Source organism: Rahnella variigena (assembly GCF_003610915.1).
Lineage (GTDB): Bacteria > Pseudomonadota > Gammaproteobacteria > Enterobacterales > Enterobacteriaceae > Rahnella > Rahnella variigena.
The window spans coordinates 4,142,535-4,167,720 of the sequence record NZ_NSDJ01000001.1 but is presented as its reverse complement, the minus strand read 5'-3'; the positions used below and the strand labels follow the sequence as shown (position 1 = coordinate 4,167,720).

At 53.6% G+C, this 25,186-nt stretch carries 23 protein-coding genes and 6 tRNA genes; 14 read left to right on the top strand and 15 right to left on the bottom strand.

The genetic code is table 11. The annotated features are described in order from the left end of the window. Positions 1-966: a cysteine synthase A gene (cysK, locus tag CKQ54_RS19155; RefSeq protein ID WP_112290710.1), complete on the bottom strand. Its 966-nt coding sequence runs from the start codon at positions 964-966 to the stop codon at positions 1-3. A 210-nt stretch (positions 967-1,176) separates the two neighbouring features. Next, positions 1,177-1,962, bottom strand: a complete 786-nt coding sequence (cysZ, locus tag CKQ54_RS19150; RefSeq protein WP_120161611.1) for a sulfate transporter CysZ — start codon at positions 1,960-1,962, stop codon at positions 1,177-1,179. A 223-nt stretch (positions 1,963-2,185) separates the two neighbouring features. On the opposite strand from cysZ, the gene zipA reads away from it, so the two are divergent. The 3 genes from zipA to CKQ54_RS19135 all read left to right on the top strand — a co-directional run bounded on the left by zipA (position 2,186) and on the right by CKQ54_RS19135 (position 5,524). Next, complete coding sequence (zipA, locus tag CKQ54_RS19145; RefSeq protein ID WP_113876020.1) at positions 2,186-3,184, top strand: cell division protein ZipA; 999 nt, start codon at positions 2,186-2,188, stop codon at positions 3,182-3,184. Positions 3,185-3,256: 72 nt separating this feature from the next. Continuing rightward, entirely contained in the window at positions 3,257-5,278 is a 2,022-nt protein-coding gene (gene ligA / locus CKQ54_RS19140; RefSeq protein WP_113876021.1) for an NAD-dependent DNA ligase LigA, read from the top strand. A 3-nt stretch (positions 5,279-5,281) separates the two neighbouring features. Further along, on the top strand, positions 5,282-5,524 hold the full coding sequence (locus CKQ54_RS19135) for a DUF3820 family protein (RefSeq protein ID WP_120161613.1): 243 nt from the start codon (positions 5,282-5,284) through the stop codon (positions 5,522-5,524). Positions 5,525-5,603: 79 nt separating this feature from the next. Here CKQ54_RS19135 and CKQ54_RS19130 read toward each other — a convergent pair whose 3' ends face one another. Continuing rightward, positions 5,604-6,593 carry a bile acid:sodium symporter family protein gene (locus CKQ54_RS19130; protein WP_120161615.1) on the bottom strand — a complete coding sequence of 330 codons (990 nt, stop codon included), beginning with the start codon at positions 6,591-6,593 and terminating at the stop codon, positions 5,604-5,606. Positions 6,594-6,690: 97 nt separating this feature from the next. On the opposite strand from CKQ54_RS19130, the gene CKQ54_RS19125 reads away from it, so the two are divergent. Beyond that, a complete protein-coding gene (locus CKQ54_RS19125) occupies positions 6,691-7,617 on the top strand; it encodes a LysR family transcriptional regulator (protein WP_120161617.1) in 927 nt (308 codons plus the stop codon). A 47-nt stretch (positions 7,618-7,664) separates the two neighbouring features. Here the strand turns inward: CKQ54_RS19125 and CKQ54_RS19120 are convergent, their stop codons facing one another. Together CKQ54_RS19120 and CKQ54_RS19115 are read right to left on the bottom strand one after the other, a co-directional pair. Then, positions 7,665-8,006, bottom strand: coding sequence for a FlxA-like family protein (locus CKQ54_RS19120; RefSeq protein WP_112290722.1), 342 nt, complete (start codon positions 8,004-8,006; stop codon positions 7,665-7,667). A 97-nt stretch (positions 8,007-8,103) separates the two neighbouring features. Continuing rightward, positions 8,104-8,679 (bottom strand): nucleotidyltransferase family protein, encoded by a 576-nt coding sequence (locus CKQ54_RS19115; protein WP_113876246.1) that lies wholly within the window; start codon positions 8,677-8,679, stop codon positions 8,104-8,106. A gap of 149 nt (positions 8,680-8,828) precedes the next feature. Here CKQ54_RS19115 and CKQ54_RS19110 point away from each other — a divergent pair, with 149 nt between their 5' ends. The 3 genes from CKQ54_RS19110 to eutC are packed head-to-tail and all read left to right on the top strand — an operon-like array spanning position 8,829 to position 11,257. Continuing rightward, a complete protein-coding gene (locus tag CKQ54_RS19110; RefSeq protein WP_244220228.1) occupies positions 8,829-9,032 on the top strand; it encodes a hypothetical protein in 204 nt (67 codons plus the stop codon). A gap of 21 nt (positions 9,033-9,053) precedes the next feature. Further along, positions 9,054-10,436 carry an ethanolamine ammonia-lyase subunit EutB gene (locus CKQ54_RS19105; RefSeq protein WP_120161619.1) on the top strand — a complete coding sequence of 461 codons (1,383 nt, stop codon included), beginning with the start codon at positions 9,054-9,056 and terminating at the stop codon, positions 10,434-10,436. 11 nt (positions 10,437-10,447) lie between these two features. Next, positions 10,448-11,257, top strand: coding sequence for an ethanolamine ammonia-lyase subunit EutC (eutC, locus tag CKQ54_RS19100; RefSeq protein ID WP_113876025.1), 810 nt, complete (start codon positions 10,448-10,450; stop codon positions 11,255-11,257). A gap of 102 nt (positions 11,258-11,359) precedes the next feature. Here the strand turns inward: eutC and CKQ54_RS19095 are convergent. From CKQ54_RS19095 to CKQ54_RS19080, 4 genes are all read right to left on the bottom strand, one after another. Further along, positions 11,360-11,435: transfer RNA gene (locus CKQ54_RS19095), tRNA-Lys, on the bottom strand. 7 nt (positions 11,436-11,442) lie between these two features. Then, positions 11,443-11,518, bottom strand: a tRNA-Val gene (locus CKQ54_RS19090). 43 nt (positions 11,519-11,561) lie between these two features. Then, positions 11,562-11,637 (bottom strand) — tRNA-Val (locus CKQ54_RS19085). 46 nt (positions 11,638-11,683) lie between these two features. Next, positions 11,684-11,759 (bottom strand) — tRNA-Val (locus tag CKQ54_RS19080). A gap of 263 nt (positions 11,760-12,022) precedes the next feature. Here CKQ54_RS19080 and gltX point away from each other — a divergent pair. Next, entirely contained in the window at positions 12,023-13,441 is a 1,419-nt protein-coding gene (gene gltX / locus CKQ54_RS19075) for a glutamate--tRNA ligase (RefSeq protein WP_120161621.1), read from the top strand. Between the two features lie 88 nt (positions 13,442-13,529). Here gltX and CKQ54_RS19070 read toward each other — a convergent pair whose 3' ends face one another. Next, on the bottom strand, positions 13,530-14,321 hold the full coding sequence (locus CKQ54_RS19070; RefSeq protein ID WP_120161622.1) for a formate/nitrite transporter family protein: 792 nt from the start codon (positions 14,319-14,321) through the stop codon (positions 13,530-13,532). Positions 14,322-14,674: 353 nt separating this feature from the next. Here CKQ54_RS19070 and CKQ54_RS19060 point away from each other — a divergent pair. Together CKQ54_RS19060 and CKQ54_RS19055 are read left to right on the top strand one after the other, a co-directional pair. After that, positions 14,675-14,750: transfer RNA gene (locus CKQ54_RS19060), tRNA-Ala, on the top strand. A 75-nt stretch (positions 14,751-14,825) separates the two neighbouring features. Further along, positions 14,826-14,901, top strand: a tRNA-Ala gene (locus CKQ54_RS19055). Positions 14,902-15,039: 138 nt separating this feature from the next. Here the strand turns inward: CKQ54_RS19055 and CKQ54_RS19050 are convergent. After that, the gene (locus tag CKQ54_RS19050; RefSeq protein ID WP_112290733.1) at positions 15,040-16,227 is read right to left on the bottom strand and encodes a NupC/NupG family nucleoside CNT transporter; all 1,188 of its coding nucleotides are present in this window, start codon (positions 16,225-16,227) and stop codon (positions 15,040-15,042) included. 416 nt (positions 16,228-16,643) lie between these two features. On the opposite strand from CKQ54_RS19050, the gene CKQ54_RS19045 reads away from it, so the two are divergent. Further along, positions 16,644-17,873, top strand: coding sequence for an Nramp family divalent metal transporter (locus tag CKQ54_RS19045; RefSeq protein ID WP_120161626.1), 1,230 nt, complete (start codon positions 16,644-16,646; stop codon positions 17,871-17,873). A gap of 74 nt (positions 17,874-17,947) precedes the next feature. Here CKQ54_RS19045 and CKQ54_RS19040 read toward each other — a convergent pair whose 3' ends face one another. After that, on the bottom strand, positions 17,948-18,373 hold the full coding sequence (locus CKQ54_RS19040; RefSeq protein ID WP_113876959.1) for a DUF2502 domain-containing protein: 426 nt from the start codon (positions 18,371-18,373) through the stop codon (positions 17,948-17,950). Positions 18,374-18,532: 159 nt separating this feature from the next. After that, positions 18,533-19,522: an L-glyceraldehyde 3-phosphate reductase gene (gene mgrA / locus CKQ54_RS19035; protein WP_113876960.1), complete on the bottom strand. Its 990-nt coding sequence runs from the start codon at positions 19,520-19,522 to the stop codon at positions 18,533-18,535. Between the two features lie 328 nt (positions 19,523-19,850). Here mgrA and CKQ54_RS19030 point away from each other — a divergent pair, with 328 nt between their 5' ends. After that, a complete protein-coding gene (locus tag CKQ54_RS19030) occupies positions 19,851-21,509 on the top strand; it encodes an alpha-keto acid decarboxylase family protein (RefSeq protein ID WP_120161628.1) in 1,659 nt (552 codons plus the stop codon). Here CKQ54_RS19030 and CKQ54_RS19025 read toward each other — a convergent pair. Beyond that, positions 21,498-22,385, bottom strand: a complete 888-nt coding sequence (locus CKQ54_RS19025) for a LysR family transcriptional regulator (protein WP_112290740.1) — start codon at positions 22,383-22,385, stop codon at positions 21,498-21,500. The two genes, CKQ54_RS19030 and CKQ54_RS19025, sit on opposite strands and share 12 nt — an antisense overlap. A gap of 143 nt (positions 22,386-22,528) precedes the next feature. Here CKQ54_RS19025 and CKQ54_RS19020 point away from each other — a divergent pair, with 143 nt between their 5' ends. Continuing rightward, complete coding sequence (locus CKQ54_RS19020) at positions 22,529-23,002, top strand: multidrug/biocide efflux PACE transporter (RefSeq protein ID WP_120161630.1); 474 nt, start codon at positions 22,529-22,531, stop codon at positions 23,000-23,002. A 105-nt stretch (positions 23,003-23,107) separates the two neighbouring features. Further along, entirely contained in the window at positions 23,108-23,806 is a 699-nt protein-coding gene (locus CKQ54_RS19015) for an aspartate/glutamate racemase family protein (RefSeq protein ID WP_120161632.1), read from the top strand. On the opposite strand, the gene CKQ54_RS19010 is transcribed toward CKQ54_RS19015, so the two are convergent. Then, positions 23,803-25,065, bottom strand: coding sequence for an ion channel protein (locus tag CKQ54_RS19010; RefSeq protein ID WP_120161634.1), 1,263 nt, complete (start codon positions 25,063-25,065; stop codon positions 23,803-23,805). The genes CKQ54_RS19015 and CKQ54_RS19010 overlap by 4 nt on opposite strands. Between the last annotated feature and the right edge of the window lie 121 nt (positions 25,066-25,186).

Genomic DNA, 25,186 nt, shown 5'->3' with positions numbered 1-25,186 from the left:
TTATTGTTGCAATTCTTTTTCAGTAAACAAATCTGCAAACAATGCGGTACTCAGATAGCGTTCGCCGGAAGATGGCAGGATAACCACGATGGTTTTATCCGCAAACTCAGGTTCTTTGGATAATTTTACCGCAGCTTCAACCGCAGCACCGGAAGAAATCCCCGCCAGAATGCCTTCTTCTTCCATCAGACGACGTGCCATCTGAATGGATTCATCGTTAGTGATCAGCGTGACGCGATCCAGCAGTTCCAGATCCAGGTTGCCCGGAATGAAACCAGCACCGATGCCCTGAATTTTGTGCGGGCCCGGTTTCACTTCTTCGCCATTCAGCGTCTGAGTAATCACCGGCGAATCCGTTGGCTCAACGGCCACCAGCTTCACGCTGCTTTTTTTGCTTTTCAGATAACGACCCGTACCGGTGATGGTACCGCCCGTACCCACGCCTGCAATCAGCACATCGACTGCGCCATCGGTGTCTTCCCAGATTTCCGGACCGGTGGTTTGCTCGTGGATAGCCGGGTTGGCCGGGTTGCTGAACTGCTGAAGGATAAGATAACGGGAAGGATCGCTGGCCTGAATTTCTTCGGCTTTTGCAATTGCGCCTTTCATACCTTTCGCGCCTTCGGTCAGCACCAGATTGGCGCCGAGGGCTTTCAGCAATTTACGACGCTCAACGCTCATGGTTTCCGGCATGGTCAGCGTCAGTTTATAACCGCGCGCGGCAGCGACGTAGGCCAGTGCAATACCCGTGTTTCCGCTGGTCGGTTCAACCAGTTCGATATCTTTGGTCAGGATGCCTTTTTTTTCAGCGTCCCAGATCATGTTTGCACCGATACGGCATTTCACGCTGAAGCTCGGGTTACGTGACTCGACCTTAGCCAGAATACGACCATTACCGATACGGTTCAGGCGAACCAGTGGCGTATGGCCGATTGTTAATGAATTGTCTTCATAGATCTTGCTCATAACCCGTCCTTTAACTGTATGAAATATTCACGGTGTGAAGCTTTCAACACTATGAAATTAGTGGGAATCGAGAAAGCATACGCGAACCGCTTTCCCAGTGAAGTAAGGTTTTGGTATTTGGTATATCGATACGTTATTAAGAAATAAGTTTGAGGACGAAAAGTCAAGCATAGCAGGCAGCCGCCCGCAGGCGGCTGTGAAGAAAAAACGTTATGCGCGGGTGGAATTCACGTCAACATTGTTTTTAACGTAAACATGCCGATAGCGGTCGCACCACATAGCGGTAGCACCGCACACCGCGACAGGCAGGATCACCAGATTGAGCACCGGGATCATCGTAAACAGGCTGACCAGCGAGCCAAACTGCATATTGTCGATTTTGTTGCTGCCGAGCGAGCGGCGCATATCCGCAAAACTCACTTTGTGATTATCGAACGGATAATCGCAATACTGGATAACCACCATCCAGGCGCTGAAGAAGAACCACAGCACCGGCGCGGCGGTCTGGCCAATCACCGGAATAAAGTAAAGCGCAAATAAGACGATGGCTCGCGGCAGGTAATAGGCCAGTTTCTGCCATTCGCGTTTCATGATGCGCGGCAGGTCTTTCATGATGTCCCAGATACCGGTATCCGGCAGCGGTTTACCGGTCAGTCGCGCTTCGAGTTGTTCGGCGAGCAATCCGCTAAACGGTGCGGCGATCCAGTTGGCAATAGTGCTGAAGAAATAGCTGAAGACCAGCACCACGGAAAGTACCGCTACCGGCCAGATGAGATAATCCAGCCAGCTCAGCCAGGCCGGCACCTTACTCATCATGGCGGGGATCCATTCTCCCAGTTTGGTAAACAGCCACCAAAACGCGCCGCCCATCAGCAATACGTTGACCGCCAGCGGTAAAATCACAAAACGTCGTATCCCTGGTAAGGAAATGAGCGTCCAGCCCTGTTTGAAATAATGCACGCCGTTTTCTTGTCTGGCGCTTTGCGATGAAGTCATAAACGAAATTTTCTCTCTGAGTTGAATGACATGGGCTATCATATCGGTATGATTTTCCACTGGCTACCAGTGGATTGGCTGAAAAAACAGCAAAAAAAGGTGCAACTGCCCTATTTATTAGCAGAAAGTAGAGTCCAGACTTGCACTTATCTACGTGGGCAAATAGAGTTAATATTGTGAATGTTTGCCGTGGTGGCAATGTATTAGAACAACAGAGATAGCAATGATGCAGGATTTGCGTCTGATATTAATCGTTGTTGGCGCGATCGCCATAATAGCGTTGTTGTTACACGGTTTGTGGACCAGCCGTAAAGAACGCTCTTCGCTGTTTCGCGATCGTCCAGCTAAACGTGTGAAAAAAGAACGGGAACAATCTCCGCCTGACGATTTCGTCGATGGAGTGGGGGAAGTGCGCGTGCGTCCTGCTTATCCTCAGGATGAACCGACTTTTGGTCAGTATGATGAGCCAGAACAGACTGCACCGCCACGTCAGCCGCAGGGTCAACCTGTGCAGCCAGCGCCAGCACCTGTTGCTCGTCCCCAGCCACCGGCTCAGCCACAGCATCATGCTGTGCAGGATGATCCGTTGCTGAGTGGTTATTCAGCCGCTGAACCCGCAGTTTCGCCGCGACGCGAACCTGTTGCTGATTTTGCACCGCAGGAATATGCGCCTGAACCTAAAGCGCAAGCACCGGTTCCGCCGCAGGAAATTCATGCGGACGCGGCACCGGCTGCCAAAGCTGAACCTCAGCCTGCGCCTTTTGCTCCGGCAGAAGAAGCCCCGGCAGAGAAAGCGAAACTGAAAGAAACGGTGCTGGTGCTGCACGTTGCAGCGCATCAGGGCGGCGTTATCGGGGGTGAAGTCCTGTTAAACAGCGTGCTTCAGTCCGGCTTCCAGTTTGGCGCAATGAATATTTTCCATCGTCACGTTAGCCCGGCGGGCAGCGGTCCGGTGTTGTTCAGTCTGGCAAATATGGTCAAACCGGGTTCTTTTGACCCTGACAATATGTCCGACTTCTCTACACCAGGTGTGACGTTGTTCATGATGGTGCCTTGCTATGGCGACGCGCATCAGAACTTCAAACTGCTGTTGCAGTCCGCCCAGCGTATTGCCGATGATGTCGGTGCGATGGTGCTTGACGATGAGCGTCGTATGATTACGCCGCAGAAGCTTGAAACGTACAAAGCGCGGATCCGCGAGGTCCTCGAAGCGACCGCCTGATTCTGGCGTTCGTGAAATACCCTTTCCCCAAACCCCCCGCTTGCCGGGGGTTTTTTATCTCCACGGTGAGTCATGGCCACTATCGAAGAACAAATCAATCACTTACGCACTCAGCTGCGCCATCATGAATATCAGTATCATGTTCTGGACGCACCGGAAGTGCCTGATGCCGAATATGACCGTCTTATGCGTGAATTGCGGGAACTGGAAACCGCGCATCCAACGCTTATCACTGCGGATTCTCCCACGCAGCGCGTGGGCGCAGCGCCGCTTTCTGCTTTCGAACAGGTAAAACATCAGGTGCCGATGTTGTCGCTGGACAACGTATTTGATGAAGAAAGCTATCTGGCGTTTTACAAGCGTGTGCAGGACAGGCTGAAAACCACTGAACCGCTGACGTTCTGCTGTGAGCTGAAACTCGATGGTCTGGCGGTAAGCCTGCTGTATGAGAATGGCGAACTGGTGCAGGCGGCCACGCGTGGCGACGGCACCACCGGTGAGAACATCACCGCTAACGTGCGTACCATTCGCGCCATTCCTCTGCGTCTGCATGGCGACAATATTCCTGCACGTCTCGAAGTGCGTGGCGAAGTGTTTATGCCGCAACCGGGCTTTGAGGCGATGAACGACGAAGCCCGCCGCACCGGGGGCAAAGTGTTTGCCAACCCGCGTAATGCCGCTGCCGGTTCATTGCGACAGCTGGATCCGCGTATTACCGCCAAACGTCCGCTGACCTTCTTCTGTTACGGCGTGGGACTGCTGGAAGGCGGTGAACTGCCTCGCAGCCACTATGAACGTCTGCAACAATTTAAGGCCTGGGGTTTGCCGGTCAGCGATCGCGTACGCGTTTGTACAGGCAGCGACGACGTGCTGGCGTTCTATCGTCAGGTCGAAGCCGACCGTCCGTCACTGGGCTTTGATATCGACGGCGTGGTAGTGAAAATTGACTCGCTGGATATTCAGGAAACGCTGGGCTTTGTGGCGCGTGCGCCGCGCTGGGCAACAGCCTTCAAATTCCCGGCGCAGGAACAAATTACGCTGGTGAAAGACGTCGAGTTTCAGGTAGGGCGCACTGGTGCGATCACGCCGGTGGCACGTCTGGAGCCGGTTCTGGTGGCGGGCGTGATGGTCAGCAATGCCACGCTGCATAACGCTGATGAAATCGAGCGTCTTGGCCTGCGTATCGGCGATACCGTGATAGTGCGCCGTGCCGGTGATGTTATCCCGCAGGTAGTCGGGGTGGTGCTGGATGAACGTCCGGAAAATGCCCGCGAAGTGGTATTCCCGACCCAGTGCCCGGTCTGTCATTCTGATGTTGAACGTGTCGAAGGCGAAGCCGTGGCGCGTTGCACCGCTGGCCTGATATGCGGTGCACAGCGCAAAGAGGCGCTGAAGCATTTTGTCTCCCGCCGCGCGCTGGACGTTGACGGCATGGGCGATAAAATCATCGACCAGCTGGTCGAGAAAGAATATGTCAAAACGCCGGCTGACCTGTTCCGTCTAACGGCAGGTAAACTCACTGGTCTGGATCGCATGGGGCCGAAATCGGCGCAAAACGTGGTGAATGCGCTGGAGAAAGCCAAAGAAACCACGCTGGCGCGATTCCTGTACGCTCTGGGTATTCGTGAAGTGGGCGAGGCCACGGCGGCCAATCTGGCCGCGCATTACGGTTCAGTGGAAGCGCTGAGAGCGGCGGATATCGAATCACTGAAAACCGTCCAGGACGTTGGTGAAGTGGTCGCCAAACACGTGGTGAATTTCCTGTCGGAAGAACATAACCAGCAGGTGATTGACGAGCTGTTAAGCCCGGAAATCAACATTCACTGGCCTGAAGTGCAGGTCATTGTACCGGAAGAAATCGACAGTCCGTTTGCCGGTAAAACCGTGGTATTAACCGGATCACTGTCGATCCTTTCCCGCGATGAAGCCAAAGATCGTCTGACTGCGCTGGGCGCGAAAGTATCCGGCAGCGTGTCGAAGAAAACCGATCTGGTGATCGCCGGTGAAGCAGCGGGTTCCAAACTGGCGAAAGCGCAGGAACTGGGGATCGACGTGATCGACGAAGCGGAGATGATCCGCCTGCTGGGTGAATAAAAGATGGAAAAAGAAGATCTGATCCAGATTGCCAATGTGGTGATGCCGTTCGGTAAATATGCCGGACGGGTGCTGATCGACTTGCCGGAAGAATATTTGCTGTGGTTCGCCCGTAAAAACGAATTTCCGCAGGGAAAACTGGGTGAACTGATGCAGCTGACGCTGGCGATTAAAACGGAAGGGCTGCAAAGCCTGATTAATCCGCTGCGCCGTAATGGCCCCGGACTGAGCGGTACCGACGAATAAACGCTGTTCAGAACGAGTCACTTCTCCAAAACAAAGGCGCTGAACTCAGCGCCTTTTTTCTGCTTGCTATCCAGCCAGCTTATTCAGTCACAGGCTTTTGTTTCATCGCCGCTTCCCGCTGTTTTTTCTGGTAACGCTTTGCCAGAACCGCACAGGTCATCAGCTGCACCTGATGGAAAATCATCAGCGGCAGCACCATCATGCCAATCGCGCTGACCGGGAACAGAATGTTCGCCATCGGGATACCGTTCGCCAGACTTTTCTTCGAACCGCAGAACACAATGGTGATTTCGTCCGGTTTGCTAAAGCCCATCCAGCGCGCCATGTAGGTGTTGATCACCAGAATAAAGGCCAGCAGCACCAGACTGAACACCACGATAAACAGCAGTGAACCGAGGCCTACCTGATGCCAGATCCCCTGTGTGACCGCTTCGCTGAAAGCGGAATAGACCACCAGCAGAATCGACGTCTGGTCAGTTTTGCCGATCATCTTACGGTGACGCTCTACAAAGCCGCCGATCAGCGGACGCAACAAATGTCCGGCGATAAACGGCACCAGCAGTTGCAACACGATATGCCCGACCTGCGCCAGACCATTGCCGGTTTCGCCCTGCACATGCATCAGCAAACTGACCAGCAGCGGCGACACAAATATTCCCAGCAGGCTTGACGCCGACGCGCTGCACACCGCGGCCGCCACATTACCGCCCGCCAGTGAGGTAAATGCAATCGCCGACTGCACGGTGGCAGGCAGAATACACAGATAGACAAAGCCGCTGTAAATCTGTGGGCTGACATCTACCGGATGCCACCACTGGAACAGCAGGCCAAGGATCGGGAACAGAATGAAGGTGCTGAACATCACCCACAAATGCAGCCGCCAGTTATTACTGCCCTGAAAAATCGCTTCACGCGAAAGTTTGGCGCCGTGCATGAAAAACAGCAGGCCGATGGCGAAAATCGTCAGGTTATTGAAGAACGCCACAAACATGCCGCTGGCCGGAAAGAAGGTGGCCAGCAGGACGACGGCGATAAGTGTCAGGGTAAAGCGATCGGGTAAGAAGCGCATAACAAGTCTCGAATAGTTGTTTCTGAATGCGGCTATTCTGTGCCTTTGCGATACAATTAAAAAATTGATTTATTTAATCCATTAATGCAGGAAATTCATGAATTATTCGCTCAGGCAACTTCGCGTATTTGTGGCGGTTTCTCGCTACGGCAGCTTCAGCCGGGCTGGTGAGTCCATTGGTTTAAGTCAGTCGGCGGTCAGCCACAGTATGAAAGAACTGGAAGCCGAAATGGGCGTGCGGTTGCTTGACAGAACCACGCGTGAAGTTGCGCTGACTGACGCCGGTCTGCGGCTGGCGAACCGTGTCGAACCGCTGCTCGATGAACTCCACGCCATGCTGCTCGATACCCGCAGTTTCGGTACACAGCACAATGGTCGTGTGCGTATTGCTTCCAGCCAGACGATTTCCGCGCAACTGATGCCGCAATGTATCGCCAGCGGTGCGCTGCAATATCCCGATATCCGCGTGTTACTGCGCGACCAGGCTCAGCAACTGGTGCTTAACAGTGTGAGAAACGCGGAAGTAGATTTCGGGATTGTGATTGATCCCGGTGAGAATACTGATCTGGATTGCGAACCGATTTTGCATGAACCGTTTTTGATGATGTGCCGCGAAGATCATGCTCTGGCTGCGCTGCCGGTGGTTAAATGGCAGGCGCTGAATGGTCAGAAACTGGTGCTGCAGGATTACGCCTCAGGCAGCCGGATCCTGATCGACGGTGCACTGAAGACGCAGAAAGTGAAGGCGGAGATTGTCCAGGAAATAGGCCATCCGGCTACGTTATTCCCGATGGTGGAAGCCGGGATTGGCATCAGCGTTATCCCGGCGCTGGCGTTGCCCGGACCGGAAGGGAGCAAGCTGGTGGTTAAAAGTCTGGTGCCGGAAATCAACCGCGTACTGATGCTGGTGAAACGTAAAAACCGGTCTTTATCGCCCGCGGCGCAGGCTATCTGGCAGGTAGTCAAAGAGCAGGCGGTATTGCTGAGTGAAAAACGCAGCCAGCAGGGCGTGTTTGGATCCTGACGTCTTGCCGGCTGTTTCATGCATTAACTGCGATGACACGTATGTTATTAGACGTAAATGTCGATGGCGTTGGTGTCCGAAGGTTTATTCACACCTTCTTCTTTTTTCGCTTCGGCCGCGGCTTGCTGTTGTTGCTGCTGCTGAAGTGCCTTCTGAGCCTGCTGCTGTTCGATTTGAGCAATCTGTTGTTGCAGCATCTCGATTTGCTGTTGCAGAAGTTCCTGCTGCTGCTGAACGTCTTCAGAGCTGCCGCCTGAGCTGCTCAGGTTTTTCACCTGCTCAGTCAGTTTGGCAATCTGTTTAGTCAGCTGAGCAATCTGGCTGGCACTGCCGGAGTCACTGGTGGACGCCGTGCTCACCGAACTGCTGGTGGCGCTGATAGTCGTCATAAAAGCCTCACTTTGTGGGAATCAAATTTTTTGCACGTACCGGTGCTTAACTGGTATCGGCATCGCACTGTGAGGCTTTACCTGCTTTTCATATTCCTTACAGATTTAACGATTTTCTTTCGTTCAAACCCTGCACTTTTAGCTTCGGCCAGCGTTCAAGCCAGCCTTTACTGCTGACGCGTCCGGCAAAAACGCTCGCAATCGCATGGCGCGGATTGGGCGTGATGGTGAAGGTAAACAGGGTATCCAGCCCGAGCGGAGCGTTAAGCTCAATTTGTCCGCCGGCATTCATCCTTGCGCCGATGGCGGTTTCCACCTCAACCCAATGACTTATGGCCTCTGCACTGGAAACATAAGGCGCGTGTCCGTGGCGTTCATGCATGCGTGCCTGATTTTTTACCGACCAGGGCAAGTCTGGAGATTTTTCCTGCAGAAGTTGCTCGTAGCGCTCATCTGCTTCTGCCGAACAATCCTCAGGATTGAAATACACCACGTCGATATCGTTAAGCGGCGTGGCATTTTCATAACCGTGCAGCCGGTCCCACACCAGATTGCGGACAAATCCTGCCGCCAGCCAGGCATCGTTCAGCCCCAGTTCGCTGGCCTGCATCAGCGCCCGCAGGTGCAACGGTTCTTCCCTGAGCCAGGTGATAATTTGCAGTTCCCGGTTGATCACGTGCAGTACTCCTTTTTTGGCGATGCCCGAATTGTAACGCGATTTTGTGACGTTTTTTCAGCGCACCGTTTCGGGTTCGCCGCTCCCGGAGCCCGCGCCAAAATGAAGCAGACAGTCCGTGAATACGGCGCCAGGCCGCGGCGGCTATGGGTTTCTCAAGTGGTACAGCCTTTGCAACAGTCTGCCTGATGTCTATGATTTACTACAATACCTTACTGTTTCTGATCTTCGCCGCCATGATGTTGCTGGCCAATGTCAGGTTCCGCGTCACCCATCAGGCGCGGGCGGACGCCGCAGAAGATCTGCAACTACGCGGCCTGCGACCGGTGCGCGGAAAAAGTGGTAAATAATCCGGTGAGCTAAGGAGTGTTATGTTTCAGACGACATTAAGTCACCGCAGTTATCAGTTTAAGGATTTACGCGAACTGATGGCAAAGGCCTCGCCCGCGCGCTCGGGAGACTATCTGGCTGAAGTGGCTGCCTCCAGTGCAGAAGAACGCATGGCGGCGAAAATGGCGCTGGCCGACGTGCCGCTCAAAACGTTCCTGCAACAGTTGCTGGTGCCCTATGAAGACGATGAGGTCACGCGGCTGATTGTTGATACCCACGATGTCGCGGCGTTTGCCGCGATTTCACATCTGACCGTCGGGGATTTTCGTGACTGGCTGTTGAGTGAGAAAACCGACAGTCATGTGCTGGCGGCTGTCGCCCGTGGCATCACGCCGGAAATGGCCGCTGCGGTCAGCAAACTGATGCGCAATCAGGATCTGATCCTGGTGGCGAAGAAATGCCGGGTGATCACCAAATTTCGCAATACCATCGGGTTGCCGGGGCACATGAGCGTGCGCCTGCAACCGAATCATCCGACGGATAATTTGCAGGGCATTGCCGCCAGTATGCTCGACGGTTTGCTGTACGGTTCCGGCGATGCGGTGATCGGCATTAATCCCGCCAGCGACAGTCTGCCGCTGCTGGAAAATCTGAATTACATGCTGGATGACATCATCACGCGTTTTGAAATTCCCACGCAATCCTGCGTGCTGACGCATGTCACCAACACCATCAAACTGGTGGAACGTGGCGCGCCGGTCGATCTGGTGTTTCAGTCGATTGCAGGAACCGAAGCGGCGAACAGCGGTTTTGGTATCAATCTGGCGCTGCTGGCGGAAGCACAACAGGCGGCTCTCAGCCTGAAACGCGGCACGCTGGGCGATAACGTAATGTATTTCGAAACCGGGCAGGGCAGTTGTTTATCCGCCAATGCGTATTTCGGGGTCGATCAGCAAACCTGTGAGGCGCGCGCGTATGCCATCGCACGGCATTTTTCGCCGCTGCTGATCAATACCGTGGTCGGTTTTATCGGCCCGGAATATCTGTATGACGGTAAACAAATCATTCGTGCCGGGCTGGAAGATCATTTCTGCGGCAAATTACTCGGCGTGCCGCTGGGCTGCGATGTGTGTTACACCAACCATGCTGAAGCGGATCAGGATGATATGGACACTTTGCTGACGCTGCTCGGCACCGCCGGACTGACGTTCCTGATTGGCGTACCGGGTGCGGATGACATCATGCTCAATTATCAGAGCACGTCTTTCCACGATGCGTTGTACATCCGTGAATTACTCGGGCTGAAACATGCGCCGGAATTTGCCGTCTGGCTGGAGAAAATGAAAATAATCGATCCGCAGGGCGCATTGCAGGACACCCGGGCGTCCCATCCGTTACTGCGTCAGTTGCCGCAACTGAGCTGAGGTCTGTACTGATGAATAAAGAAAAAGGGCAGGAGCTGTCGCCTCTGGTGCATAACAACCCGTGGGAAACGCTGCGTCAGTTTACCGCCGCACGTATTGCGCTGGGGCGCACCGGTTCGAGTCTGCCGACGGACGAGCTGCTGCGCTTTGGTTTAGCCCATGCGCAGGCGCGTGACGCAGTGCATCAGCCATTCGACAGTCAGTCGCTTGAGCCTGAATTATTCGCGCTCGGGCTGGATACCCTGACTGTGGCCAGCGCAGCGCCTGACAGGGCGACCTATTTGTGCCGTCCTGATCTCGGACGCAAATTATCTGAACAAAGCCGTCAGGCATTACAACGGCTGACGCCGGAGCCTGCTGACGTGGTGCTGGTCATCGCCGACGGTTTGTCATCGAAAGCGGTACACCGGCAGGCTGTGCCGCTGATTGCGGCGTTATTGCCTTATCTGCGCACGCTGGAGCTGAAAATCGGGCCGGTAGTGCTGGCGCATCAGTCGCGGGTTGCGCTGGGCGATGATATTGCGCAGGCGATGAAAGCCAGAGCGGTGGCGATTTTGATCGGCGAGCGTCCGGGATTGTCATCTCCCGACAGTTTAGGGATTTACATGACCTGGGGGCCGCACACCAAAAGGCTGGAATCAGAACGAAATTGTATTTCGAATGTGCGTCCGGAAGGGCTGAACTATCCGCAGGCGGCTTTTAAGCTGGCGTGGCTGCTCGAACAATCTTTCCAGCGGAAATTGTCGGGAGTGAATCTGAAGGATGAAAGCGATAACCCGGCGCTGCACAATAAAGTCGTGCCGATGTTTAAGCTGGAGTAGGGGGGAGGGGAAAAATAGAACCAGCAGCTGGTTCGCCTCCATCACGGATTTTCTCCGGAGTACAGATGCGAAAAAAGCGCCTAAAGGCGCTTTTCTCTGAATTGGTGGGCCGTGCTGGATTCGAACCAGCGACCAATTGATTAAAAGTCAACTGCTCTACCAACTGAGCTAACGGCCCGCAGAAGTGGTGGGCGATGACGGGCTCGAACCGCCGACCCCCTCCGTGTAAAGGAGATGCTCTACCAACTGAGCTAATCGCCCACTTCTGGGTACTTCCCCATGTAAGAAGAAACTTGCTGAGAAATGGTGGGCGATGACGGGCTCGAACCGCCGACCCCCTCCGTGTAAAGGAGATGCTCTACCAACTGAGCTAATCGCCCATTTCTCAATTCTTCCTACTTATCACAACGCGGCACTCTTAAAGAGTGGTGGGCGATGACGGGCTCGAACCGCCGACCCCCTCCGTGTAAAGGAGATGCTCTACCAACTGAGCTAATCGCCCCCGTCGTGATGGAGTCGCATTATAGGGATACTTGAAATTACGTCAACGCTTTTTAAAAACAAAAATGATCGTTCGGCTTATTTTTAGACAACATGGCGCGTTTCTCGCCCGCGTAGTCGATTCTTTACGCATTCATGGCCTTAAACCACACGACTGCCCGTGGTTGTGCGTTGAGGAATCAGGGCAGAGTGGTAGAATGTCAGCCACTTTTTGTTAATTGATAGCGACGTTTTTCGGCGTTGCGTTATTAAGGTTGCACCCAGATGAAAATCAAAACCCGTTTTGCCCCAAGCCCGACCGGCTATCTGCACGTCGGTGGCGCCCGTACCGCGCTTTATTCCTGGCTCTTTGCCCGCAACCTGGGCGGCGAGTTTGTGCTGCGTATCGAAGATACCGATCTCGAGCGTTCCACTCAGGAAGCAATCGACGCGATTATGGATGGCATGAACTGGCTGAATCTGGACTGGGATGAAGGCCCGTATTTCCAGACCAAACGTTTTGACCGCTACAATGCAGTTATTGATGAGATGCTGGAAAACGGCACCGCGTATAAATGCTATTGCTCTAAAGAACGTCTGGAAGCGCTGCGTGAAGAACAAATGGCCAATAACGAGAAGCCTCGTTATGACGGTCGTTGCCGCGACAGCCACGAACATCACGCTGCCGATGAGCCGTGCGTGGTGCGTTTTCGTAACCCGCAGGAAGGTTCTGTCATCTTTGATGACCAGATCCGCGGCCCGATCGAATTCAGCAATGACGAGCTCGATGATCTGATCATCCGCCGTACCGACGGTTCCCCGACCTATAACTTCTGCGTTGTGGTTGATGACTGGGATATGGAAATCACTCACGTTATCCGTGGCGAAGACCATATCAACAATACCCCGCGTCAGATCAACATCCTGAAAGCGCTGGGCGCACCGGTACCGGTTTACGCGCACGTTTCCATGATTCTGGGCGACGACGGTAAAAAACTGTCTAAACGCCACGGCGCGGTCGGTGTAATGCAATACCGCGACGACGGCTATCTGCCGGAAGCGCTGCTGAACTATCTGGTGCGTCTGGGCTGGTCTCATGGCGATCAGGAAATATTCAGCCGCGACGAAATGAAAGCGCTGTTCTCACTGGAGAACGTCAGCAAATCTGCCAGTGCGTTTAACACTGAAAAACTGCAATGGCTGAACCATCACTACATCAATACGATGGATCCGCATTACGTGGCGACCCATTTGCTGTGGCATGTGGAGCAGGCCGGTATCGAAACCCGTAACGGCCCGCAACTGTTCGAAATCGTGACCCTGCTGGGCGAGCGCTGCAAAACGCTGAAAGAGATGGCAGAATCCTGCCGTTACTTCTACGAAGACTTTGCAGAGTTTGATGCCGATGCGGCGAAGAAACACTTACGTCCGGTTGCGCGTCAGCCGCTGGAAGTCGTTCGCGCCAAACTGGCTGCGATCACTGACTGGACTGCTGAGAACATTCACCACGCTATTCAGGGCACGGCGGATGAACTGGAAGTCGGGATGGGTAAAGTCGGCATGCCACTGCGTGTTGCGGTAACAGGCGCAGGTCAGTCTCCGGGTGTTGACGTGACCGTCCACGCTATTGGCCAGAGCCGTGTGCTGGCGCGTATCGATATGGCGTTAGCCTTTATTGCTGAGCGCGAAACACAAGCTCAGTAATCGCTGTTAAAAAGCGATAAAAAAGCCAGCTCGGGAAACCGGCTGGCTTTTTTGCTTTCTGCGAAACGCTCGCGTGAAAACGTCTTAATTAACGTTGTTCAGTTGCAGGAGCCTGAGCGGTAGGGCGGTAGGCGAGGAAGTACATCAGCCCGACGAAACCCGCGCCACCGACAGCGTTACCGAGGAATACGGCCACGAAGTTCGGGAAATACTGAGACCAGTTCAGCGCACCAGCAAAAATAGCGGCTGGAACGATGAACATATTCGCCACCACGTGCTGGAAGCCGATCGCCACGAACGCCATGACCGGGAACCACATACCGATCACTTTGCCGCCGACTTCTTTACTGGCGAAGGCCAGCCAGATTGCCAGACACACCAGCCAGTTACAGCCGATACCGGAAATGAACGCGTGCATGAAATCAGCATTCACTTTCGCGGTGGCAGTGGCCACGGTTTTGCTCAGGAAGGCGCCTTCCGTCAGACCCAGAACGTGGCCGAAGAAATAGGCCACTGCCAGGCTGCCCAGCAGGTTAGCGAGTGTCACCCAGAACCAGTTACGCAGAACGGCGTAAAGACTGATCTGACGCGCGAACCAGGCGATAGGCAAGGTCATCATGTTACCGGTCAGCAGTTCTCCCCCTGCTAATACCGTCAGTATGATGCCCACCGGGAAGACTGCCGCGCCCAGCAAGTTACTGAATGAACCCCAGGATGCAGGTAACGTCCCTATTACGTGCAGATCCAGCAGGAATCCGGTGGCGATGAATGCGCCAGCCAGGAAGCCCAAAATTAACAAATTCAACACGGAAGCATGGCTTTTATTAACGCCCGCCGTGACAGCGATGGATGCGATTTCTTTAGGTGAATACAAGGACATGGGAGTGCTCGAATGTAGTGAGTTATGATTATTGCGCGAGCAGTCTATTCTGAGATTTATCTCAAAACAAGACGATTTTCATAGTCTGCTAACATTCCATTAATCATTCAGACATAGATGTTAAGAAAATGCGTAGCGAGATCAGAAAGCTAGGAAAAACGCCGGCTGGCGGCCAAATTGTAAAACAATGCATCCGGCTAAAAATTTGCGTCAGGTCAGCGTATTTTTCCCCGCGAAATGGGGCATTTGGCGGCTTTTTCAGCGCTTGAATTCAGAAACGGATTTAGCCGTTGACAGGGGTAGCGACGTTTCATATTATGCGCCCCGTTCACCCGTTTTTACGGGCATGAATTGGGGGTATAGCTCAGCTGGGAGAGCGCTTGCATGGCATGCAAGAGGTCAGCGGTTCGATCCCGCTTATCTCCACCAACTTCCTTTCCAGAGCAAGTTGGCTGTTTCCCTACCAGGGGAAACAAAAGAAGTAAAATGTGGACTACCTCGTGTGGGGGTATAGCTCAGCTGGGAGAGCGCTTGCATGGCATGCAAGAGGTCAGCGGTTCGATCCCGCTTATCTCCACCAAATATTAAAGAAACCCGCTTCGGCGGGTTTTTTGCTTTCTGCGATCCGGTGATTTCCTCACGTTCCGTTTATCCCTGAATTACCGCCATAAAAAAACCCGCCGGAGCGGGTTTCTTTGTCTTTCAGTCGTTTGCTTGCTTACGCCAGTACCAGACCCGCGATAGAAGCAGATAACACGCTGACCAGCGTTGAGCCGTACAGCAGTTTCAGGCCGAAGCGTGAAACCACGTTGCCCTGGTGCTCGTTCAGGCCTTTGATCGCGCCGGCAACGATACCGATAGAAGAGAAGTTTGCGAAAGACACCAGGAACACGGACAAGATGCCCACGCCGCGTGGTGACAGTTCGGTCGCAACTTTCTGCAGATCCAACATCGCAACGAATTCATTGGAAACCAGTTTGGTTGCCATGATGCTGCCTACCTGCAAGGCTTCGTGGCTCGGTACGCCCATCATCCATGCGAATGGATAGAAGACATAACCCAGCACGCCCTGGAAGCTGATGCCGAATACGACGTCGAACAACGCATTCAGGCAGGAAATCAATGCGATGAAACCAATCAACATGGCTGCAACGATGATAGCCACTTTGAAACCGGCCAGGATGTATTCACCCAGCATTTCAAAGAAACTCTGACCCTGGTGCGTGTTACCGATTTGCAGGTCTTCTTCTGAATCAACTTTATAAGGGTTGATCAACGACAGTACGATGAAAGTACTGAACATGTTGAGCACCAGCGCAGCAACAACAAAGCGCGGTTCCAGCATGGTCATGTACGCACCCACAATCGACATAGAAACCGTCGACATGGCTGTGGCTGCCATGGTGTACATACGTTTTTCAGACATTTTGCTCAGAATATCTTTATACGCGATAAAGTTTTCTGACTGACCCAAAATCAGGGAGCTGATGGCGTTGAAAGATTCCAGTTTTCCCATGCCATTAATTTTCGACAGAACCGTACCGATAATACGGATGACGAAAGGCAGTACGCGAATGTGCTGTAAAATACCGATCAGTGCAGAGATAAACACGATCGGACACAAGACTTTCAAGAAGAAGAACGCTAATCCTTTATCGCTCATGCCTCCAAATACGAAGCCGGTCCCTTCCGCAGCGAATCCTAATAATTTCTCAAACAAGTCTGAGAAGCCTTTCACAAAACCTAAACCTATTGAAGAGTTCAGGAAGAAATAGGCTAATAAGACTTCGATGACCAAAAGCTGAACAATGAAACGTAAACGGATATTCTTCCGGTCACGGCTCACCAGTAAAGCGAGTGCAGCGACAACGGCCAACGCTAATACAAAGTGCAATATTCGGGACATGGGTGCTCCAAATTAGAGGCAGGCTATATTTCGACGGACATTTTATGTAACGCGTACATTTAAAACGTGAAGTCGATTGCAAATATAGAAATTACAAACACGAATTGCAACAAATCGCGGCCTATCACACAAAAAATCAAGATGTTAATAAAACTAAGCACAATTAGCTTTCCTGTGCTAGTTTTATCATGTGCCGTAATGCGTTCTGAATCTGGCCTGTAAATGTCTGTTTTAGGAAAGTGCGCTGCGTCTGGCTTTCTGAAGTCGGGTGAGCGATTCACCTTTCAGTTATCACCCTCTCGCTTACTGCTACTGCCTATCAGAGTAATTACTCAGATCATTCTAAATGCACTTGATAATCATTATCAATTAGATATGATTGATGTAAGCGTAATAATTGTAAGGGTTAACTAACTATGCTGAACAGCCGGGCCGAATCCTCAGGCCGCGCGTCCAGAAAGATGAAGCTTTCACTGATGGGGCCAGCCTTTATTGCCGCCATCGGCTATATCGATCCGGGCAACTTTGCGACTAACATTCAGGCCGGTGCCTCTTATGGCTATCAGTTGCTATGGGTGGTGGTCTGGGCCAACGTCATGGCGATGTTGATCCAGCTGTTGTCTGCCAAACTCGGTATTGCGACCAGTAAAAACCTCGCTGAACATATCCGCGACCGCTTCCCGCGCCCGGCTGTCTGGGCTTACTGGGTACAGGCGGAAATCATCGCCATGGCCACCGATCTAGCTGAATTCATTGGCGCGGCGATCGGCTTCAAATTGCTTCTCGGCGTCTCGCTGTTACAAGGCGCAGTGCTGACCGGGATTGCCACCTTTATTATCCTCGGGCTGCAAAAGCGTGGGCAAAAGCCGCTGGAACTGGTGATCGCCGGTTTACTGCTGTTTGTCGCAGCGGCTTATATTGTCGAATTGTTCTTCTCGCAGCCAAGCATGATGGCGCTCGGCAAAGGGATGCTGATCCCCTCTCTGCCGACGGCGGATTCCGTCTATCTGGCTGCCGGTGTGCTCGGTGCGACCATCATGCCGCACGTCATTTATCTGCACTCTTCGCTGACCCAGCGGGGCGGTGAGGCATCTAAAGCGCAGCGTTATTCCGCCACCAAGCTGGACGTCGGTATTGCGATGACCATTGCCGGTTTCGTGAATCTGGCGATGATGGCAACCGCTGCTGCCGCGTTCCATTTCAGCGGACACAGCGGGATCAGTGAACTCGATGAAGCCTATCTGACCCTGCAACCCTTGCTCGGTCACGCCGCTGCGACCACTTTTGGTCTGAGCCTGGTGGCTGCCGGTTTATCGTCGACCGTAGTGGGCACACTGGCCGGACAGGTGGTGATGCAGGGCTTTGTGAAATTCTACATTCCGCTGTGGGTGCGCCGTACGGTCACCATGATGCCGTCATTTATTGTAATTTTGATGGGATTAGACGCCACACGTATTCTGGTGATGAGTCAGGTATTGCTGAGCTTCGGGATTGCGCTGGCGCTGTTGCCGCTGCTGGCCTTTACCGGTAACCGCAGCCTGATGGGCGATATGGTCAACACCAAAACAGTGCAGTGGGCGGGGCGGCTGATTGTGCTGATAGTCGTCAGCCTCAACCTTTATCTGCTGATTGGCATGCTGAAATAGAGTCCTGAAAACGTCAGGCAATAAAAAACGGGACAGTTTGCGCTGTCCCGTTTTCTTTTCTGTCATTCATTTGATTAATGACGGTGATCGCCATGCCCGCCACGGTGATCGTCGTGGCCGCGTCCTTTGTCATGTCCGTGACCGTGACCGCGCCCGTGGTCATTATGCGGACGCCCATGGTCGCCATGATAATAATGCGGCGGTGGCATCGGGCGACGCGGCGGATGGCGCTGATCCCACCAGCCCTGATCGCGCCAGCGGTAACCATCCCAGTAATGACCACGCGGCCCACGGTAACCATAATGATGACCGCGATAGCTATTCCACCAGCCAGGATTACGCCAGTCATAGCCGTCCCAGTAATAACCCCGGTTATCACGGTCACCGATATTGATAGAAAGGCCTGGCGTATTCAGGCTGAAGCTGCTGGCCTGCACGGTGGGTACCGCCGCAGGGAGCAGGGCAAAGAACAATGTGGCGAATAATACTGGCTTTAACATGAGCGGCCCCAGATTCCTTATAATTTATGCTGATAGTTATAAGGTGAAGCGGGCACGGGTTCTATTGCTTACAATCCTGTTTTGAATGATTTACGCGCCTTAACGCAAAGCTTACACACTCTCCATAAAGGCGCTTTTTTTGCTCATTCGGGTAAGCGTTTACACCAGAATGCCTTCGATTGATGCCAGCTCTTCTGCGCTGAACTGACGGTTGGCGATCATGCCCACCGCATCATCAATCTGGCTGGTTTTACTGGCACCAATCAGCACGGAGGTCACGCGGTCGCCGCGCAGAACCCACGCCAGTGCCATCTGCGAAAGTTTCTGACCGCGCGCCTGCGCAATCTCATTAAGCTTACGCACTTTCTCCAGCTTTTCTTCGGTCAGCTGATCGGTGGTCAGGAATTTACTGTCGCTGGCGGCTCGTGAATCTTGCGGAATGCCTGCCAGATATCGGTCTGTCAGTACGCCGCCCGCCAGTGGCGAGAAGGCGATTGAACCCACACCATTATCCGCCAGCGTATCCAGCAGATCCGCTTCTACCCAGCGCTCAAACATGGAATATTTCGGCTGATGAATCAGGCACGGCGTGCCGAGATCTTTCAGGATGTCGAAGGCTTTTTTGGCGCGCTCAGCCGGATAATTCGATAAACCGACATACAGCGCTTTGCCCTGACGCACGATCAAATCCAGCGCTGCCATGGTTTCTTCCAGCGGCGTATCCGGATCCGGGCGGTGATGATAGAAGATATCCACGTACTCCAGACCCATGCGTTTCAGGCTCTGGTTCAGACTGGCGACCAGATATTTTTTCGAACCCCAGTCACCGTAAGGGCCGTCCCACATGGTGTAACCGGCTTTGGAAGAGATGATCAGCTCATCGCGATAAGGCAGTAAATCTTCCTGCAGGATGCGGCCAAAATGCTGTTCCGCAGATCCCGGAGGCGGGCCGTAGTTATTGGCGAGGTCAAAATGAGTGATCCCGTGGTCGAAAGCATGGCGGATCAGTTTCCGGCCATTCTCAAAATGGGCGTTATCGCCGAAGTTGTGCCACAGGCCGAGTGAAACGACAGGCAGTTTTAAACCGCTCTGGCCGCAGCGACGGTATTCCATATTTTCGTAACGGGTTGGACTGGCTTGATACACCATGTGAGTCCTTATAATAAATTCAGGAGTGAACAGAAGGTTAACAATGTCATAAAAAAACGATTTTAGTGTATGCGCTTTCACAAGCATTTCCAGCTATTCAGATCACATCCGGAACAATCCTTAAGCTCATGGCGGTTGATCACCGTGACTATTCTTCCTGCGTATTACCGTAACTGCTGAATAAAACGCCCTGCGTTAATCCGGTGCAGGGCTGTAACTCTGCGTTTCCAGCACCTGTTTCGGATAATAAATATCCTATTTCCCCAAGTAGAGTAATACTTCAGTTAGTGGGATTAACTGTTTACACAATTTTTAACAGAGGATCGTCATGGAAAATGAATACACCGTAGGTGACTATCTTTTAGACCGCTTGTCATTTAGCGGGATCTCCGAACTGTTTGGCGTGCCGGGTGATTACAATCTGAAATTCCTCGACAGCGTCATTAACCATCAGCAAATCACCTGGATCGGCTGCACCAATGAATTAAATGCTGCTTATGGCGCAGATGGCTATGCGCGTACCAAAGGGATTGCGGCATTGCTGACCACCTTCGGTGTCGGCGAGCTGAGTGCGCTGAACGGTGTTGCCGGCAGTTACGCCGAATATGTGCCGGTGGTGCATATCGTCGGTGCACCGGCGCTGACGTCGCAACGTAAAGGCGAGTTGCTGCATCACACGCTGGGCGATGGCGAATTTAGTCACTTTATGCGGATGTCAGAACCGGTCAGCGTGGCGCAGGCTTCCCTGACGCCGGAAAATGCGCTGACCGAAATCGACCGCGTTATCGAAGAAGTGATGTACACCTCGCGTCCGGGTTATCTGTTGCTGCCAAGCGACGTCGCCGCGCTGCCAGTCAGCACCAGAGCACATCCGCAGCCTGCAAGACAGCCACCTTTCTCGCCTTCCTCTCTTGAAGCATTTGTTGCCGCAGCGGAAAAGCATCTGCGGGGCGCAAACCGTATTTCACTACTGGCGGATTTTCTGGCAGACCGTTTCAAAGTGAAAAAGGCGCTGGAACAATGGATGGAAGACGTGCCGCTCGCGCATTCCACATTGCTGATGGGCAAAGGTTTATTCAACGAACAGCAGGCGCACTTTGCCGGGACTTATTCGGGAGCCGCCAGCGCGCCATCTACCAGAGAAGCGATTGAAGGAGCGGACCTGGTGATTACCGTCGGCGTGAAATTCACCGACACCATTACTGCCGGTTTTACCCAGCAACTTCCGTCCGGTAAATGCATCGACCTCCAGCCCTTTTTTGCCCGTGTAGGTGATCAGATCTTCCACCAGTTGCCGCTCGAAAAAACGGTCAGTGTGATGCACCGGCTTACCGCCGAACTGGGTTGCGGATCAGTGCCATACACCGTTAAACGCAACACCCTGCCTTTGCCGCACGATAACAGCCTCGGGCAGTATGCCTTCTGGCAACAAATTCAGGATTTACTGCAACCGGGCGACGTGCTGGTTGCCGAGCAGGGCACCGCCTGTTTCGGTGCAGCGGCGCTGAGTCTGCCACAAGATTGCCAGTTCGTTGTCCAGCCGTTGTGGGGTTCCATTGGCTTTACGCTGCCTGCCGCGTTTGGTGTACAGATTGCTGTACCGGATCGCCGCGTGGTGCTGCTGATCGGCGACGGTTCTGCGCAACTGACCCTTCAGGGATTGGGAGCCGCCATCCGTTACGGTCTGCCCCCGATTGTTTTTGTGATTAATAACGACGGCTACACCGTCGAGCGGGCGATCCACGGCGAAACCCAGCGTTATAACGACATCGCGCAGTGGAACTGGACCCAGTTCCCGGCGGCGTTTGGCGGCAAAGAGGTGTTCAGCGCGCGGGCAGAATCGCCGCAGGCGCTGAAGGACGCGATTGAAAAGGCTACCGCGCAGCGTCAGATGGCCTGGATAGAAGTAGTTCTGCCGAAAATGGATATCCCTGAGCTGCTAAATTCTGTCACCAAATCGCTGGCGAAGCGTAACTCAGGGCAGTAAATCGGTTTCCGGTAACGGCGGGTCAATGAGCTGGTCGATGAACCAGGACCCCGCCGGACCGGGCTGATTGTTCTTACTCCACACCGCATCCACCGAGATCTGTTTCGGCCAGCCGCGCATCGGCAGGCTGACCAGTTTGTCATGTCCGAACTGCTTCACCAGCCAGTGCGGCAACGTCGCCCAGCCAAATCCCTGTTCCGCCATTTCCAGCAGCATCAGATAACTGGGCGCTGACCAGATTTGCCCCTGCGCCCGGGGCATTTCCCGGCGGCTGTAAGGTTGCAGACAGAGCTGGCGAAAGGTGTTCAATTGCTCCGGTTGCAGGTCAGTCATTTTCGCCAGCGGATGCTCGCGGCTGCAAAAAATCGACATATCCGTTTGCTCCGGCAGACGTGCCACACCAATATCCGGCGGATAACTCGCCTGCACTTCCACCATGCCGATATGCGCACGGCCGGACTGCAACAGGTCGATCACGTCCTGATCTTCAGCAATCTGACACTCAAATTCAATATCCGGATACCGGCGCTCAAAGCGGCGCAGCAGCGCTTCGTGATGGGTCGGCTGATAAGTGTCGGACAGCACAAACGTCAGGCGGGTTTCCACCTGCGTTGATAAGCGTACCGCCAGTTCATCGAGCCGTTCGCTGGCGGCCAGAATGGCCTGAACGTGGCTCAGCACGCGCTGTCCGGCAGGAGTCAGCACCGGATGCCGGCTCTGGCGGTCAAATAATGTGACGCCTAAATCTACTTCCAGATTGGCAATTGCCGTGCTGACGGTGGACTGACTTTTGCGCAGCTTACGCGCTGCCGCTGAAAACGATCCGGCATCGGCGGCTTCGACAAAGGCTATCAGGGCTTCAGGGGAATAACGCATAAGATGATCCTTTGATTTTAATCCATCTATTTTATCGATACTTTCTATCTTTTACCTATCTCATTTAGTGATGATAATGGCCGCCTGTGACAGCCGTCACGTAGCATTTAACGTAACAACAATCAGGAATCAGGCAGGTTTTTATGTCTAAGCAAACACGGAATATCTCTCAGAAAACATTCGGCGAACGCATCTTCCATGCGGTAGGTTTTGAAACCCTCGCCGTGCTGATTTCAGCGCCGGCCGCCGCCTGGGCGCTGAACAAACCGGTCTGGGAAATGGGCGCACTGGCTATCATGTTATCGACGACAGCAATGGTCTGGAACATCGTCTATAACAGCCTGTTTGACAAATTCTGGCCGGTTTCCCGTGTGGTGCGGACATTTAAAATCCGTGTGGCGCACGCGCTGGGCTTTGAAGGCGGATTTATCATAATGGGTCTGCCGATTGCCGCGCTGTGGCTGGGCATCGGATTGCTGGACGCCTTTATGCTGGAAATCGGGTTCTTCCTGTTCTTCCTCCCGTATACCGTGGCGTACAACTGGGTGTACGACACGCTCCGTCAGCGCTGGATGAACCGTCGTCTGGCAGCAGAGGATTGCCCGGCTAAACAGTAATTTTCATTGCCGTAAAGCAGCACAAAAAAGCCCGCCGACATTTTCTTTGTCCGCGGGCTTTTTGTCGGTTATGGTTTTGGCATCCGGAAAATACAGGGCGTCAAGATGAAAACGTTAGGGCTGATTGGCGGTATGAGCTGGGAATCCACCGTACCGTATTACCGCATGATCAATGAGCATGTGAAACAGCAACTGGGTGGCCTGCATTCGGCCAAACTGTTTCTCTACAGCGTAGATTTTTATGAAATCGAAAAGCTGCAAATGGCGGGTGACTGGCAGCAGGCGGGTGAAATTCTCGGTAACGCCGCCAATTCACTGGCGCGTGCAGGCGCGGACGTTATCGTCGTGTGCACCAACACCATGCATAAAGTGGCGGACGATATCGAACGCATCGGCGGCCTGCCGCTGCTGCATATCGCCGATGCGACGGCCGAAAAAATCAAAGGGCAGGGGCTGCGTAAAATCGGCCTGCTCGGCACGCGTTTCACCATGGAACAGGATTTCTACCGCGGACGTTTGCAGGAAAAGCATCAGATTGACGTGGTGACGCCGGACGAAGCCGACCGGGCGATTGTCCACCGCATCATTTACGAAGAGCTGTGTCTGGGCATGATTAAGGAGGATTCCCGCGAGGAATATCGCCGGATTATTAGTAAATTAGAACAGCAGGGCGTGGAAGGGATCATTCTTGGATGTACCGAAATCACCCTGCTGGTCGGTGCAGAAGACGCGAGCGTACCGGTCTTCGACACCACCGCCATTCATGCACTGGTGGCGGCGGAATTTGCGTTAAAACAGGGTTAATCTTCTTCTGTAATCTCCCGGTTCAGCCGCTGTTTTGCAACCTGCATCAGTGGCTTACCGGCCAGCATCAGCCAGGCTGGCAGCATGACAATGCACAGCAATGGCAACAGTTTCAGCCCCGGCACCACGGCGGCCGCCATAAACAGACTCAGCCAGCCGTCGCGTGTCACCACCAGCACCATCCCCATCACAGCACAGGAAACCGTCACCGCTGCAGGCACATCCGGTGCGTACTGATGCAACATCAACCCGAGCGATACCCCGACAAACACTGCCGGGAAAATGCGCCCGCCACGAAAACCACAGGCGGCAGCGACCACTAACGCCGCGAGTTTGGTGAGCGTAATCGCCAGCAGAGGTCCCATCTCAAACAGCTGATTGGAATGTGCCAGCTCTTTCATTTCATCCAGACCTTTGAACAGCGTGATTTCTCCGCCGATCAGCGCCAGCAGACCCAGCACAAAACCGCCCAGGCCGAGACGTAATATCGGATTCTGGATCGTATTGAACAGCCGGTGCATATGCGGGAACAGCCATACGGCGATCATCCCCAGCGCGATAGCGATCAGCACCACGACGGAACCGCTGAAAATGTCGATCAGGCTGGACGAATCATAAGAAGGAATGCTGAGCGAGAAATCCGGCTGGAAGAACTGATCGGTGGTCAGCGCACCGGCACCGGCGGCAAGCAAAGGCGCAAACAGGCGATCCCATAACGGGACATCTTTATTGGTACCGAGGGTTTGCGAGAAAATCAGCGCCGCCGCGACCGGCGTGCCAAACAGTGCGCCGATAGTCCCGGCTGCCGCCAGAATGACCCAGTCAGTGGTCGGCACTTTAGGCATCAGGCGTCCACCCAGCCACGCCACCAGTGCGATATTAATTACCGTGACCGGATGTTCCGGCCCGAGGCTGACGCCGCCCGCCAGTCCGACCATCAGCGCCAGCGCCAGACCCGGTAATGCGTTTACCGCCACCGGCGCGCCAATCAGCGATTCAGTGGCCGGATCCGGCCCCGCGTGGCCTGGCATATACTTGATAATCGCGCCAACACCGATGCCGGTCAGCGTCAGCATAAACAGTGTCCAGCTGGCAGACTCCGTATTCACCTGTAAAACGGCGGGAATGTGTTGCCACAGCAGGTTTTGCAATGCACCGGCGATCATCATGAGAAAGACCAGAATCAGGCTGGACAGCACCCCGATAATGACGGCGGGCAGGGCGAAAGCCAGCATAATTCTGGCGCGAGGATGAAACATGCAAGAATTTCCTTATTTATCGTTATCGCTTTGTTTGCCCTAATAGCTTAGATGAATCCTGGCGAAGTCTGTTTGCGGGCGCTCAACATTATTTTGTGTGACATACCGCATAAATGTGCGC